This window comes from Pseudomonas sp. MPB23 (assembly GCF_046605395.1).
Classification (GTDB): domain Bacteria; phylum Pseudomonadota; class Gammaproteobacteria; order Pseudomonadales; family Pseudomonadaceae; genus Aquipseudomonas.
Genome location: NZ_CP176771.1, coordinates 1,412,545 through 1,427,476, shown reverse-complemented (window position 1 = coordinate 1,427,476; position 14,932 = coordinate 1,412,545). Strand labels below are relative to the sequence as shown.

Here is a 14,932-nt window from a genome sequence, read left to right as displayed (position 1 = left end):
CGGGGTGCTTTGGCGTTTTTCGCGAGCAAGCTCGCTCCTACAGTTCAATGCTCATGCCGTCGTAAGACACTTCGACATTGCGCCGTGTCAGCTCGGCGCGTTCGGGAGAGTCTTCATCGAGAATCGGGTTGGTGTTGTTGATGTGGATAAGCACCTTGCGCTGCTTGGGCAACTGCTCCAGCACTTCGAGCATGCCGCCGGGGCCGTTCTGCGCCAGGTGGCCCATCTCGCGACCGGTGCGGGTGCCGACGCCACGGCGTTGCATTTCATCGTCGTCCCACATCGTGCCGTCCACCAGCAGGCAGTCGCTGCCGGCCATGATGTCCATCAACGGCGCGTCGACTTTGCCCAGGCCTGGGGCGTAGAACAGTTTGCCGCCGGTGCGCAAGTCTTCGACGATCAGGCCGATGTTGTCGCCTGGGTGCGGGTCGAAGCGGTGCGGCGAATACGGTGGTGCGGCACTGCGCAGCGGCAGCGGGGTGAAACGCAGGTTGGGGCAGGCCGGGATGCTGAAGCTGGCGTCCAGCTCGATGCGGTTCCAGGTCAGGCCGCCATTCCAATGGGTGAGCATGGTGAACAGCGGGAAGCCGGTGCTCAGGTCTTCATGGACCATGTCGGTGCACCAGACCTGGTGCGGACAGCCTTCGCGCAGGCTCAACAGACCGGTGGTGTGGTCGATCTGGCTGTCCATCAGGATGATGGCGCTGATACCGGTGTCGCGCAGGGCGCGGCCGGGCTGCATCGGTGCGAAGCCCTGCAGTTGCGCGCGGATATCCGGCGAGGCATTGCACAGCACCCAATTCACGCCGTCATCGGAAATCGCGATGGACGACTGGGTACGCGCCTGCGCCCGCAGGCTGCCGTCACGAAAACCTGCGCAGTTCACGCAGTTGCAGTTCCACTGCGGGAACCCACCGCCGGCGGCGGAACCTAGAATCTGGACAAACATGGCCGCTCCATCAAACAAAGCTGAAAACAAAAACGCCCCGGACGAGCCGAGGCGTTGTCTTACCCAGCCAATCAGCGGCTGGCGAAGTACATAGTCACTTCGAAACCGATGCGCAGATCAGTGTAAGCAGGTTTGGACCAGGTCATATTCTTACTCCTACGAAGGGATGGGACGTTTACTACCAAGTAATACATATAGTCCACCTCCAGTCGGAGATGTTCAGATGTGTGCGTGGGAATGTTACTCAATTCTTCTCAAGTTAGCGCTGTCTTGGTGGAAAAAGCTTGTTGCAGGGAGGGCAATGGTCAGGAGGCCGTTCGCCAGGTTTCGTCGATTCGCGGGCCGTTGGCCAGGCAGCGCCAGCCGCCAGCCGCGTCTAGCAGTTGCTGGGCGGCATGCTGCAGGTCTTGCCGGGTAAGGGCCAGGATCTGCTGTTGAAGTTGCGCGAGGTAATCCGACGGATGGCCGGCCAGGTGCGCGTGCCACAGCAGCTCGGCGGCTTGGGCGACGGGCAGTGCCTGCGTGGTGAATTGTTGCGCCAACGCGTGGGTGCCCAGGTCGCCGCTGCTGGCGATCAGCGCAGGCAGTTGCTGCAGAAACACGTGCAGATGGTCGACGATTGCCGCCAGCGTGACGTTGGGGGATTGCACGCCAAACAGCAGGCCGGTTTGCCCGTTGATCTGTCGGATACCGCTGAACACCGCGTAGCCCACTTGCAACTCGACGCGCAGGCGTTGATAGAAGGGGGCCTGGAGCAGATGGCCGAGCAGTCGCCACGCGGCTTCATCCGCCAGGGATTGCGTCGGTGTCGGGCAAAACAGCAGCACGGCGGCGTCGCTGGCGTCGGTCTTCACCTCATGCCAGAGGCGTTGGCCGCCGAGGCGTTGGGGTTGGTGTTCGAGGCTGGCGGGTTGTCCGGGTAAACGGGCGGCCGCCGCTTTGATCGCCGCTTCATGAGTGGCAGAGAAACCAACGGCCAGTCCTTGCCAACGTGCGCTGGCCCACGCTGCTTGCGGTTCACCGGTGCCTGAAACAGTACCGGCGCAGCACATCGGCAACGCCTTGAGCAGTGCACGGATCGCGATCAGCGGGGGCGCGGCGAGAGGCGCTTCTGGCGCCTGACTCAAACCCAGCGCCAGGGCTTCCAGCACCGCCGGCGTGGGGGTTTGCAGGCCGACGATTTTCACCAGCGCGTCCTGACCGTTGGCGTCGAAAGACAGCTCGACGCCCGCCTGCCGGGCATTCTCGACCAATGCCTGCAATGTGCTGTCGAGCCCGGAGGGAGCGGCTGAATCGAACCGCCAATGCAGGTACAGCGCGCCTTCATCGGTGTCGTTGGCCATGGCTGGGCTGAAGGTCAACGCCGACTGTTCCCGCCGGCCCCGTGAGCGGTCCTGGGCAAAGGTGCGCAAGCCGCGGTGGGCGCTGGTTTGGCCGCGAATCAGGCCGGCGCGCTCTTCCTTGGCGGTGGGACGCAGGAACGGATTGTTCGGAGGCAGGCGCCAAGGGTGTCGGGACGCTGGCAGGTGCAGCGCGTCGAGCATGGCCTTGAGAGCGCTGACAGCCTGTTCCGACAGCTGCGCTTCCAACCCTTCGCTGGCATGCCGCGCCAGGGCCAGGGCGCCTTGGACCTGGTGTTGGCGAGCCGCCAGCAGGGCGAATTCTTCCCGCAGTGAGGTCCAGTCGCTGTGTGCGAAAAAGCTCAGCCAGTCGTGCAGCAACGCCTCGATCTGTGTCGCCGAATCGCGTTGGGTGTCGAGGGTGAAATCGATAGCCAGTAGCGCTTGCCCGGCGAAGTGATAGACCACGGACGCCTGCAGCGCGGTGGCCAGTCGCTGCGCTTTCAGCTCGGCGAGCAGGCCGCCCGGCGCCGCTGCGTTAAGCCAGAGGCAGAGGAAATCCAGCGCTTCGCGGGGTGCTTCACAGGTCATGACGTGGTGCAGGTGATTGCCGTCGACGTGTTGATAACTGCACGCCGCCCCAGTCATCAAGGCCGGTGGCGCCGCCTGTGGGCGCAGGGGGCCTGAGGTCAGCACTTCACCGAATCGCCGCGCCAAGGTTTCCAGCGCCTCCAACGACTGCGGACCGGCCAGGCATAAGGTCATCTGCCCGCTCTGATAGAACCCTTGGTGGAATGCCCGCAACGCGTGTTGAAACGCCTCACGCTCCACCGGCAGGCTGTCGCGATTGCCCGCATGAAAGCCTCGCAGTGGATGATCGACGGCCAAGCCCTGGAGCAATGCCACCTGCTGCTGCGCCTTGGCATCCTGGGACCAGGCGACGAATTCCGCGTGCAGCACTTCGCGCTCGCGGCGTTGATCGTCCTGGCTCAGACACGGATGCGTGAGCATATCGGCCAAGCGTTCCAGCCCATCGGCGAAGGTCGACAGCGGCAGTTCAAAGAAGAAATCCGTGGTGCGTTCACGGGTGCTGGCATTGACCTGGCCGCCGTGGCGCTGCACGTAGGCCATCAGCCCTTCTTCGGTAGGAAAACGCTCAGTGCCAAGAAACAACAAATGTTCCAGAAAGTGCGCCAGGCCGGGCCATGCCAAGGGCACGTCATGGCTGCCGGCCGCCACTCGTAACACAGCGGCGCTGCGCTTCAAACGCGGCGCATGACGCAGGGAAACCCGCAGGCCGTTGGCCAGGGTCAGGTGAAGGTGATGAGGGTGGGCCGGCGCGGGCATGGGCACTTCCGAAACGTAGGAAGCGCCTATGCTAGCAAACCCGCCAGGTCAGGGCTTGTGCAGCGTGCCGTAGAGTTCGGGACGGCGGTCTTGCAGGTAGTCATTGGCGGCGCGAGCGTCGAGGAGCGCTTGGTGTTCCAGCGTGCCGACGATCAAGGCTTCATCCAGGCCGGCCTGGGCGATGCGCCGGCCATCCGGCGCGGCGATGCTGCTTTGCCCGCAATACTGAATTTCGTCTTCGTGCCCGCAGTAGTTGGCGTAGGCCACGTAGCACTGGTTCTCGAAAGCGCGTGCGCGCACCGTGACGTCGGCGACGAAATCGAACGGCACCATATTCGCGGTGGGCACCAGGATCAGGTCGGCGCCGGCCAGGGCCAGGCGCCGGGTGTTTTCCGGGAACTCCAGGTCGTAACAGATCAACACGCCCAGTTTCCAGCCGTTGAGTTCCACCAGCGGGAAATCATCGCCCCCGGCACTGAACATCGAATGATCGAGGTCGCCGAACAAGTGCGTTTTGCGGTAGTTGCACAGGCGTTGGCCGTGGGCGTCGATCAACTGCACGGCGTTAAAAATCTGCCCATCGGCGGCGCGTTCCGGGTAGCCATACAGGATTGCCACGCCGGCACTTTGCGCCAGTTCGGCAATCGTTCGCGCCGACTCGCCATCCTGCGCTTCGGCCAATGCGCCGACAGCTTCGGCGCCGATGTTGTAGCCGGTGAGGAACATCTCCGGCAACACCAGCAGGTCGGCGCCGGACGCCTCATGGGCCAGGCGATGCAGGCGCTTGAGGTTGCCGGCCACATCCAGCGGCAGCGGCGGGCATTGGTACAGGGCGACGCGCATAGTCAGTTCCTTACTCGGCCAGGGCAATCGGTCCGATCTCATCGAACACATCGCCCGGCCCTGGGTTCTCTGGGTGAGTGTGGCCACCGAAGTGGGTCATGATGCCCCACACCGCGTTCAGCGAGGTTTGTACTGCGCCTTCGACCCAGGCGGGCGTCCAGGATACGTCGTCGCCCGCGATAAAAATCCCACGTTGTTCGGCGGGCATGTCCTTCTGCATGAAGTGCGCATACATCCGCTGGTTGTAGCGATAGTGGCCAGGCAGCGCGCCCTTGAAGGCGCCGAGGAAATGCGGGTCGGCTTCCCAGGACACGGTGATCGGATCGCCGATGATGCGCGCCTTGATGTCGACTTTCGGGTAGATCTTGCTCAGGGCATCCAGGGCCAGCTTCACGCGTTTATCAATGGGCTGTGGCAGCATTTTCAGCGCATCGCTCATCCACGAGTACGACAGGCAGATCACGCCCGGCTTGTCGTCGCCGTTGTCGAACAGATAGGTCCCACGGGTCAGGCGATCGGTGAGGGTCATGCTCATCAGGTCGCGGCCGGTTTCCGGGTCTTTGTCTTTCCAGAACGGGCGGTCGACCATCACGAAGGTCTTCGACGATTGCATATAGCGGGTGCGGTCCAGGGCCATCCACATCTTTTGCGAGAATAGGCTTTCGTCGCACTCGATCTGGGTGGTCAGCAGCCAGCTCTGGCAGGTGGTGAGCACGGCGGCGTATTCGCGAGTGTCGCCGTAGTTGTCGGTCACGGCGAAACGGCCGCCGGGCGCGTGGGCAATGCGCTTGACCCCGGCCCGTGGCGCGCCGCGGTGCAGGGAGCTGAGGCTGGTGCCGGCGGGCCAATGGGCGCAGCGCTCCGGCACATGGCGCCAGATGCCCATGGGCACCTGAGCCACGCCGCCGACCACCAGGTGTTGATGGTCGTCGCAGTTGGTCATCACCACGCGGAAGATTTCCAGCATCGAGTTGGGGAAGTCCGAGTCCCAACCGCCGGTGCCGAAACCGACCTGGCCGAACACTTCGCGGTGATGGAACGACAACTTGGCGAAGGCTTTGGAGGTGGCGACGAAGTCGTAGAACGTGCGGTCGTCCCACAGTGGCACCAGCTTATTCCACAGCGCTTTGAGGCGCGGTACGTCGCGGTCGCGGATGGCTTGCTGGATGTCGCCGAATTGCGAGCCGGCTTCCAGGGCGTCGGCCCAGGCGTCAGCCACTTCCTGGAACAGCGCAGGCAAGTCGGAGAGTTTTTGTGCGTAGTGGGTCTGGCCTTCCAGGTCGATCACGGTGCTGCCGGAGGCTGGGGTCAGCGGGTTGGGGAAGGGTTTGGTGTCCAGGCCGAGCTTGTCCACATAGTGATAGAACGCCGTGGACGAGACCGGGAAACGCATGCCACCCAGTTCGGCGATGATCCCTTCGGCGCCTTCAAAGGCCTGGGAGCGCAAGCGGCCGCCCATCTTCGACGCTTCGTACACCACCGGCTTCAGGCCCAGTTTCATCAGCTCATAGGCGGCCACCAGGCCCGCGATCCCGGCACCGACGATCGCCACTTCGGCGCCATGGTGGACGGCGGGGATGCTGCCCAGGCCGGCCGGGTGTTCGATCCAGTCATCGAAGGCAAACGGGAAATCCGGGCCGAAGATGGTGATGGGTTTCTTGCCGTCTGCGGGGTGGCGATTGGTCTTGCTGATGCTGCTGGACGGAATGCTCATGGCGGACCCTGGCTGGCGACTCGGCGGACGTGACCCGCTGAGTATAGGAAAAGATGGCAGCCAGTTTAGGGAGCGTTGCGCTCGTTAATAAGACGCAAAGTGTCGTCGAATTGGATTGGTTTCAGTCAATCTGACGAAGGTGCTGGTCAGATAGGTTGTCCGCGATCCAGTTTGTTACTGAGGATGATCGAGGTGGTGGTTTTTTCTACACCGTCGACGCTGCCGATCTGGTCGAGCAATTGGTCCAGTTGCTCCGGCGAATCGGTGCGCAGCCAGGCCACGTAATCGAACTCGCCGCTTACTGCACACAACTGTTGCACCTGGGCCATCGCACTCAGCCGGCGCAGCACCTCTTTGCCCGAGCGCGGTTGCACGGTAATCCCCACGTAGGCCTGCAAACCACCGCCCGCCACCCGCTGGCCCAGGCGTACGCCGTAACCGGTGATCACCTGGGTTTTCTCCAGACGCGCCAGACGCGAGGTGACCGTGGTGCGCGCGATCCCCAACTGCCGGGCAAGCATGGCTACGCTTTCGCGGGCGTTGAGTTGCAGGGCGGCGATCAGTTGGCGATCGATTTCATCGAGGACGGGCAAGGGAGGCTCCGAAACGGGCGGTAATAGGTGGCATGTTACAGGGGGACACCTTGAACGGCTGCAAGACTAACGCTCGATGATGCAGCAGTTGCTATACCCGTAGGAAGCTATGGGGCAACCGCCACGTGGTGGGTGTTTATGCCTCGCTGCGTTTGAGCTTAGCAACCGCCATTTTTAGAGGCCAAAAACGACAAAAGCCGCGCAATGCGCGGCTTTGAAGTTGGTGGGCCCACACGGACTTGAACCGTGGACCAAAGGATTATGAGTCCTCTGCTCTGACCAACTGAGCTATAGGCCCTCAGTAGGCCGCGGATTATAACGATGGTTTCTCCACTCTGCCATCCGAAAAATCCTCAACCTGCATACGAAGGAACGTCGCGGCAAAAAGCTCCGGCGGCAGGGGTAGGCTGACGATGTAGCCTTGCATCTGTTCGCAGCCTTCGGCGGCGAGGAAGGCTTGCTGCGCGGCGTTCTCCACGCCTTCGGCGATGATGGTGAATTGCATGCTGTGGCCCAGGGCGATGATGGCGCGCACGATGGCGGCGTCGTGGGGGTCGTCGGGCAGGCCGCGGACGAAGGATTGGTCGATCTTCAGGAAGTCCAGCGGCAGGCGTTTGAGGTAGCTCAGGGATGAGTAGCCGGTGCCGAAGTCGTCGATCGCCAGTTGTACGCCCAGGTGTTTGAGTTGGTGCAGCACTTCCAGCGCTTCTTCGGCCTGGCTCATGATGAAGTTTTCGGTGATTTCCAGTTGCAGGCAGCCAGGGGCGAGGTGGTAGTCATGCAGCAGTTGTTCGATGCGACCGAGCAAGCCGGGGTGGCGCAGTTGCGCGCCGGCGAGGTTGACCGACAGCGGGCCGAATGGCTCGAAGGCTGTTTGCCAGGCGTGCATTTGTCGGCAGGCCTGTTCCAGCACCCAATCGCCAATTTGCAGGATCATGCCGTTCTCTTCGGCCAGGGCGATGAAGTGTTCGGGCGGTACGTCGCCGAATGCCGGGTGCCGCCAGCGGATCAGGGCTTCGGCGCCGATCAGTCCTTGGGTCACCAGGCTCAGTTTCGGCTGGTAATACAGGCTCAGTTCGTCGCGTTCGATGGCGCGGCGCAACTCATGTTCCAGCGCCACGCGTTCGTTGGCCTGGGCGGTGAGGTCGCGGGTGTAGCTTTCGACCCGGTTGCGGCCCTTGGCCTTGGAGCGGTACATCGCGGCGTCAGCGTTCTTGACCAGGGTGGCGACGTCGGTGCCGTCCTGGGGGTACAGGCTGGTGCCGATACTGGCGCTGATAAAGAACTCGTGTTCGCCGGCCTGGAACGGCGGGGTGAAGCAGGCCAGCAGTTTATTGGCCAGGTATTGGGCGTCACTGACGTGCTGCAGGCCAGGGAGCAGGATGATGAATTCGTCTCCGCCCAGGCGTGCGACGGTGTCGATGTCGCGCAGTTGCTCTTTGAGGCGCACGGCGATGTCTTTGAGCAGCAGGTCGCCGACGGGGTGGCCAAGGCTGTCGTTAATGTGTTTGAAGCGGTCCAGGTCGAGAAACAGGACGGCCCCCTGTTTGCCGGTGTCCTGATGACCGTTGAGGGCGGCTTGCAAGCGACTTTCAAACAGCGTTCGGTTGGGCAGTCCGGTCAGCGGGTCGTGGTGGGCCTGGTAGTCGAGGCGCGCCTGGGCCAACTTGAGGCTGGAGATGTCGGCAAACACGGCGACGAAGTGCGTGATCAAGTGGTCGCGATTGCGCACGGCGCTGATGGTCAACCAACTGGGGTACACCTCGCCATTCTTGCGACGGTTGGAAATCTCGCCCTGCCAGTGCCCCTGGTCTGTCAACTGATGCCACATGGCGGCATAGAAGGCGCTGTCGTGCAGGCCGGAGGCCAGCAGGCGCGGCGTATGGCCCAGGGCTTCGGCTTCGCTGTAGCCGGTGATCTCGCTGAAGGCGCGGTTGACGGCACTGATGTTCTGTTGGGTGTCGGTGATCAATACGCCTTCGGCGGTGCTCTCGAAAACGGTCGCGGCCTGCTGCAGTTTTTCCTGCATCAGCTGGCGCTCGGTGATGTCCCGGGCGATGGTCAGCATGCAGTCGTCGTCGCCGATGGGCAGTGGGCGGCTGGACAGCTCGCAGAGGCGGATCTGGCCATCGTTGCGGCGTATATGGCAGATGAAGTCACGCACGAAGCCATCGCGCTGCATCAGTTCCAGCATGTGTTTGCGTTCGTTGAGGTCGACCCAGATGCCCAGGTCCAGGGTTGACCGGTCGATGGAGGTCGCGCTGGGGTAGCCGGTGATACGACTGAAACCGTCGTTCACTTCAATCAGCAGGCCGTCGCGCTGCCGGCTTAGCAGCAAGCCGTCGGGGGAGGCATGAAAGGCTTTGGCGAATTTCTCTTCGGACGTTTGCAGTTGTTGCTGGGTTTCCTTGAGTTGGGTGATGTCGCGCACCACCACGACGATGGCCTCCGTGGCGTCGAGTTGAAATGGTTCGGCGGAAATCAGGCCGGTAAAGGCTTGGCCGTTGCTGCGTAGAAAAGGCATTTCCAGGTTGCGGATGCTGGTGGTCTGTACCCGTTGTAGCAGTTCGGGGCCGATGCCCGGGATACCCCAGATATTCAGCGCAGTGGCGGTTTTGCCAATGACCTGCTCGGCCTTCAGGCCCACCTGGTCCTCGAACGCTTTGTTGACCTCCAGCAAGCAGCCATCGGACAGGCGCGCGATCACCAGAATGTCCGGGCACTGTTGGAACACCGAGGCGAATTTTTGCTCGGAGAGCTGCAGCGCTTCTTCGGTGCGCTTGGCATCGCTGATGTCGATCATCAGGCCGCGCAGTACCGGCTCGTGGCCATGCTCGATCAGGCTGACGATGTCGCGTACCCACAGGCAGCGGCCGTCGGCGGTGATTACCCGGTAGTCGATGCTGTGATCACGGCTGGCGCGGGTTTCGCGGTAGCAATACGCTTCGGTGCGCGTCAGGTCGGCAGGATGAATGATGTTGCGCCAGAAGCCTGGAATCAGCCAATGCGCACGGGGATAACCGAGCAGTTCTTCAGCATGGGGTGACACATAGCTGTAGGTAAAGTCGGTGACGCTGGCCTCCCAGGCAATGGCGGATAAGCTCTCCACCAGGCCGCGATAGTGATATTCACTGCTGCGCAGTTCCTGTTCGAGGGCGACGCGGCGGGATATTTCCGAACTCAGCCGGCGATTGATCCTGATGACGACGACCAGCACGGTGCTCAACAGCAATACCGCGGGCAGCCCGTAGGTCAGCAAGTCGGTCCAGAACGTGCGGTGATCGGTGAAGCTGCCGACCCAGTGTTGCTGGATCGCTGCGGTTTCGTTGGGGCTGAGATCGGCCAGTACCTTGTCCAGGATGCCCACCAGTATTTTGTTGTCCTGGGGCACGCCCATTGCCAGTTGGTAGCGGTAGGGCGTGTCGCCGCTGACGTACAAGCCATCCAGCTTGAGCTGGCGCAGGCTCCAGACACTCGACGCCAGGTCGCCGACCACTGCATCCACTTCATCCGTGGCCAGGGCTTGCAGCGTCGAGCTGACATTCGGCATGGCCACCAGGTTGAGGTCGGGATGGTGGCTACGCAGCAATTCATGGGGCGCGTAGTTTTCCACCACTGCGATTTTCAGCCCGTAGAGGTCCTTCAGGTTGCGTGCTTTGGCGCCGCCTTCATGGGCCAGGATAACGATGGGGAAGTCCAGGTACGGGCGAGTGAATGCCATAAATCCCTGGCGTTCCGGGGTGGACATGATGCCGGGCAGCAAATCGAGTTGATTGTTTCGCGTCAGCTCCAGCACAGCGCCCCAGTTCGCGGGCTCGATCAGTTTGAACTTAACACCGAGGCGATCCTGGATCAGGCGCACGTAATCCGCCGCCAAACCCTGATAGCGACCATCTTCATCTCGGTATTCAAAGGGTGGCCACGAGGCGTCCACCCCCAGTCGCAGTTCTTGATGGTCCGCCAGCCAGCCACGCTCATCGTCGGTAAGAGTCAACGCGCCAGCCGTTGCGGTCCAGGTCAGCAGCGACAGCAGTAACACAGCCGGCAATCTGGGCATAACGGTCTCGTTATGGCACGGGGAATGTTTCGAGTGTAGACGGGCATTGCGGGGCAGGGGTGTCGCGCGGGGTTTTATCTGTGGAAAGCAAAACCCCCGGCCTGGGCCGGGGGTTCTGGGATCACTCGTCGAGGAAGGAGCGCAGATGCTCGCTTCGCGTCGGGTGGCGCAACTTGCGCAGCGCCTTGGCTTCGATCTGACGAATCCGCTCGCGGGTCACGTCAAACTGTTTACCGACTTCCTCAAGGGTGTGGTCGGTATTCATGTCGATGCCGAAACGCATGCGCAGTACCTTGGCTTCACGGGCAGTGAGGCCGGACAGTACGTCGCGAGTCGCTTCTTTAAGGCTCTCAACGGTGGCGACATCGATTGGCGACTGCATGGTCGAGTCTTCGATGAAGTCACCCAGGTGGGAATCTTCGTCATCACCGATCGGGGTTTCCATGGAGATCGGCTCTTTAGCAATCTTCAATACCTTGCGGATTTTATCCTCAGGCATTTCCATGCGTTCGCCCAGCTCTTCCGGGGTCGGTTCGCGACCCATTTCCTGCAGCATCTGCCGGGAAATGCGGTTGAGCTTGTTGATCGTCTCGATCATGTGCACCGGAATACGGATGGTGCGGGCCTGGTCGGCGATCGAGCGAGTGATCGCCTGACGGATCCACCAGGTGGCATAAGTCGAGAACTTGTAGCCGCGACGGTATTCGAACTTGTCCACAGCCTTCATCAAGCCGATGTTGCCTTCCTGGATCAGATCGAGGAATTGCAGGCCACGGTTGGTGTACTTCTTGGCGATGGAGATCACCAGACGCAAGTTCGCTTCAACCATCTCTTTCTTCGCGCGGCGGGCCTTGGCCTCGCCGATCGACATGCGACGGTTGATGTCCTTGATTTCGGCAATCGTCAGACCGGTTTCGGTCTCAAGCGCGGTCAGCTTGTGCTGGCAACGGATGATGTCCGGCTGCAGGCGGCCGATGGCTTCGGCGTATTTCGCCTTGCCCTTGGCCAGTGCGTCGGTCCAGCTCTCGTCGACTTCATTGCCCGGGAACTGGCGCAGGAAGTCGGTGCGCGGCATACGTGCATCACGTACACATAGCTGCATGATCGCACGCTCTTGTGCACGCAGACGCTCAAGGGCGCTGCGAACGCGTTCAACCAGGCCTTCGAATTGCTTCGGTACCAGCTTGATCGGCATGAACAGCTCAGCCAGCGCCACCAGCTCGGCAATTGCCAGCTTGTTGGAGCGACCGTGCTTTTTCAGGGCCTTGCGGGTGATTTCCATTTGATCGGAAACCGCACCGAAACGCTGGGCAGCGATGATCGGGTCTGGACCGCTTTCAACTTCATCTTCGTCGTCGGTGCTGGCTTCAGCATCGTCGTCTTCGGAGTCGTCGTCCGCTTTCACGGCTTTCGGGTCGACAGGCGGCGGTACTTCGGCGGCAGGCGGCGCAATGCCGTCGTCCGGGTCGATATAACCGCTCAGGACGTCGGACAGGCGGCCACCTTCGGTGGTGACGCGAGTGTACTCGGAGAGAATGTGGTCAACCGTGCCAGGGAAGTGCGCGATAGCGCCCATCACTTCACGGATACCCTCTTCGATACGCTTGGCGATTTCGATTTCGCCTTCACGTGTCAGCAACTCGACGGTACCCATTTCACGCATATACATACGCACAGGGTCAGTCGTGCGACCGATGTCGGTCTCTACCGCGGCCAGCGCGGCAGCGGCTTCTTCAGCGGCTGCCTCGTCGGTATCGGCGTCGGCCAACATAAGGGCGTCCGCATCCGGAGCACTCTCGTGTACGGGGATCCCCATGTCGTTAATCATGCGGATGATGTCTTCCACCTGCTCTGGATCTGAAATATCCTCAGGCAGGTGGTCGTTGACCTCTGCGTAAGTCAGATACTTCTGCTCACGACCAAGGGTGATCAACTCTTTGATACGAGACTGCTGTTGCGATTTTCCGGACATAACACCCTATCCACTGAAGGTCTTGGCGGGCAAAAAACAAGCCGAGGATTATACCCGAGCTACGACCTCACGCGCCAGTTAAGGTCGGGTTTGATGCGGAAACATTCTGTTTTAAGAGGTCGCGCATCTGTTTTGCTATCTGAATTTGCTCTTCAGCCGACAATCCCGGCTGCCTTGCTCTCTTGATGAGTTCATCGAGGGTCTGCGTGTGCTGGCCCGCGGATAACCTAGTAATGGTGTCTAAAAACTGTTGTTCAAGGTTATCGCCGTCAATTAGCCACTCCTTTTCCGCGAGTGCTTTCAACAAGCGACCTTGTTCGGTGCCATGCCATCGAGCCATTAGCTGGATGGAGTTTAGCTTAGGATTTTTCTGCACGGCCTCTATCAGGGCAATGAGTACCTGGGCGTAGGTGTTGCTCTCGTTGGCAAAATGCTCCGCACTTTCAACCTTGCCCGCCAGTTGCGGGTGGTGGATGAGTGTGCGCAGGGCAATCAGCGTCGGGGCTTCTACGGCGACCGGTGTGCGTGGGGCATAGGCTTCGTCGCGGTCACCGCGCTTGCCGTTCTTGCTCCAGGGTTTCTTGTCCCATTTCTTGCCGCCGGCGCCGGGCTTCTTCGGCGTCCACTCCTGCTGGGGCGCGTAGGCTTCCTGCGGTGGGTGGAAGTCGGCATAGTCCGGCATGGCGTCGTAATCCATGCCTGGGTCGTAGGCCGGCGGCGCATTCTGCGGTGCGCTGTGGACCAACTGGCTGACGGCTTCGCCGCTCAGTCCGGTGATTTCCAGCAGGCGCTGGCGCATCAGGGTGCGCAGGTTGGCGCCCGGCACCTTGTCGATCAGCGGCGCGGCGAGGGTGGCCATGTGGGCCTTGCCTTCAAGGGAGCGCGGGTCGGCTTCTTCGGTGAGCTGCTGGAAGAAGTAATCCGCCAGAGGCTGTGCATGTTGATTGATGCGCGCGCGGAACGCGTCGGTGCCTTCGGAGCGGACCAGAGTGTCTGGGTCTTCGCCTTCGGGCAGGAACAGGAAGCGTGCGCGACGCCCATCCTGCAGGCACGGCAGCGTGGCTTCAAGGGCGCGCCAGGCGGCGTTGCGGCCGGCCTGGTCGCCGTCGAAGCAGAACAGGACGCTGGGTACGACACGGAACAGGCGCTTTAAGTGTTCTTCGCTGGTGGCGGTACCCAGGGTTGCCACGGCGTTGCGCAAGCCTTGCTGGGCGAGGGCGATCACGTCCATATAGCCTTCAACCACGATGATTTCATCGAGATTGCGGTTGTTCTTGCGCGCCTCGAATAGGCCGTAAAGCTCCTGGCCCTTGTGGAATACCGGGGTTTCCGGGGAGTTCAGGTACTTGGGCTTGTCGTCCCCCAGCACGCGGCCGCCGAAGGCGATGATCCGGCCACGGCTGTCGCGGATCGGGAACATCACGCGGTCGCGGAAGCGGTCGTAGCGCTTGCCGGTTTCGGCGTTTTCCACCAGCAGGCCGGCGTCGATCATGGCTTTTTGCTGGAGTGTGTCGCTGCTCAAGTGCTTGTAGAGATTGTCCCAGCCCGGTGGGGCGAATCCGAGGCCGAAGTCGCGGGCGATCTCGCCGGTGAGGCCGCGCCCTTTGAGGTAGTCGACGGCGGCCTTGCGCTGCGGATGGCTTTTAAGCGCCTGACGATAAAAGTCGGCAGCGGCCGTCAGTAGCGGGTACAGCGGCGAATCGGTGGGTTGCCGCGGTTTGTGCGGGCGGCCACTTTCTTCGCGGGGGATTTCCATGCCGGCGGCTTTGGCCAGTTCCTCGACGGCCTGGGGGAAGTCCAGGTTGTCGTGGTCCATGATGAAACCGAGGGCATTGCCGCCTGCGCCGCAGCCGAAGCAGTAGTAGAACTGTTTGTCGGGGCTGACGCTGAACGATGGGGTTTTTTCTTTGTGGAACGGGCAGCAGGCGGTGTAGTTCTTGCCGGCTTTCTTCATTTGCAGGCGCGAGCTGACAACATCGACGATGTCGGTGCGGTTCAGAAGGTCGTCAATAAAGCTCTGGGGAATCAGCCCGGCCATGGCGTTCTCGTCATCACTGCGTGTAATTGAGGGCCCGTGAAATGCTCAAGCGCACGTATCGAGTGGCTTGGCCATCAAT

Annotated in this window: 9 protein-coding genes and 1 tRNA gene; all 10 read right to left on the bottom strand. The window is 61.6% G+C overall.

What is annotated here, in order from left to right; all coding sequences use genetic code 11:
• Window positions 1–37: 37 nt before the first annotated feature.
• Complete coding sequence (gene pqqB / locus ACLH0J_RS06545) at window positions 38–949, bottom strand: pyrroloquinoline quinone biosynthesis protein PqqB (protein WP_411391305.1); 912 nt, start codon at window positions 947–949, stop codon at window positions 38–40.
• Window positions 950–1,020: 71 nt separating this feature from the next.
• On the bottom strand, window positions 1,021–1,095 hold the full coding sequence (gene pqqA / locus ACLH0J_RS06540; protein ID WP_003194766.1) for a pyrroloquinoline quinone precursor peptide PqqA: 75 nt from the start codon (window positions 1,093–1,095) through the stop codon (window positions 1,021–1,023).
• 159 nt (window positions 1,096–1,254) lie between these two features.
• Entirely contained in the window at window positions 1,255–3,636 is a 2,382-nt protein-coding gene (gene pqqF, locus ACLH0J_RS06535; RefSeq protein WP_411391304.1) for a pyrroloquinoline quinone biosynthesis protein PqqF, read from the bottom strand.
• Between the two features lie 48 nt (window positions 3,637–3,684).
• Window positions 3,685–4,479, bottom strand: a complete 795-nt coding sequence (locus tag ACLH0J_RS06530) for a carbon-nitrogen hydrolase family protein (RefSeq protein WP_411391303.1) — start codon at window positions 4,477–4,479, stop codon at window positions 3,685–3,687.
• Window positions 4,480–4,489: 10 nt separating this feature from the next.
• Window positions 4,490–6,172 (bottom strand): flavin monoamine oxidase family protein, encoded by a 1,683-nt coding sequence (locus ACLH0J_RS06525; protein WP_411392778.1) that lies wholly within the window; start codon window positions 6,170–6,172, stop codon window positions 4,490–4,492.
• A 167-nt stretch (window positions 6,173–6,339) separates the two neighbouring features.
• On the bottom strand, window positions 6,340–6,786 hold the full coding sequence (locus ACLH0J_RS06520; RefSeq protein ID WP_411391302.1) for an Lrp/AsnC family transcriptional regulator: 447 nt from the start codon (window positions 6,784–6,786) through the stop codon (window positions 6,340–6,342).
• A 221-nt stretch (window positions 6,787–7,007) separates the two neighbouring features.
• Window positions 7,008–7,084: transfer RNA gene (locus ACLH0J_RS06515), tRNA-Ile, on the bottom strand.
• Between the two features lie 15 nt (window positions 7,085–7,099).
• Complete coding sequence (locus tag ACLH0J_RS06510; RefSeq protein WP_411391301.1) at window positions 7,100–10,843, bottom strand: EAL domain-containing protein; 3,744 nt, start codon at window positions 10,841–10,843, stop codon at window positions 7,100–7,102.
• A 121-nt stretch (window positions 10,844–10,964) separates the two neighbouring features.
• Entirely contained in the window at window positions 10,965–12,815 is a 1,851-nt protein-coding gene (rpoD, locus tag ACLH0J_RS06505; RefSeq protein WP_411391300.1) for an RNA polymerase sigma factor RpoD, read from the bottom strand.
• Window positions 12,816–12,882: 67 nt separating this feature from the next.
• On the bottom strand, window positions 12,883–14,853 hold the full coding sequence (dnaG, locus tag ACLH0J_RS06500; RefSeq protein ID WP_411391299.1) for a DNA primase: 1,971 nt from the start codon (window positions 14,851–14,853) through the stop codon (window positions 12,883–12,885).
• Between the last annotated feature and the right edge of the window lie 79 nt (window positions 14,854–14,932).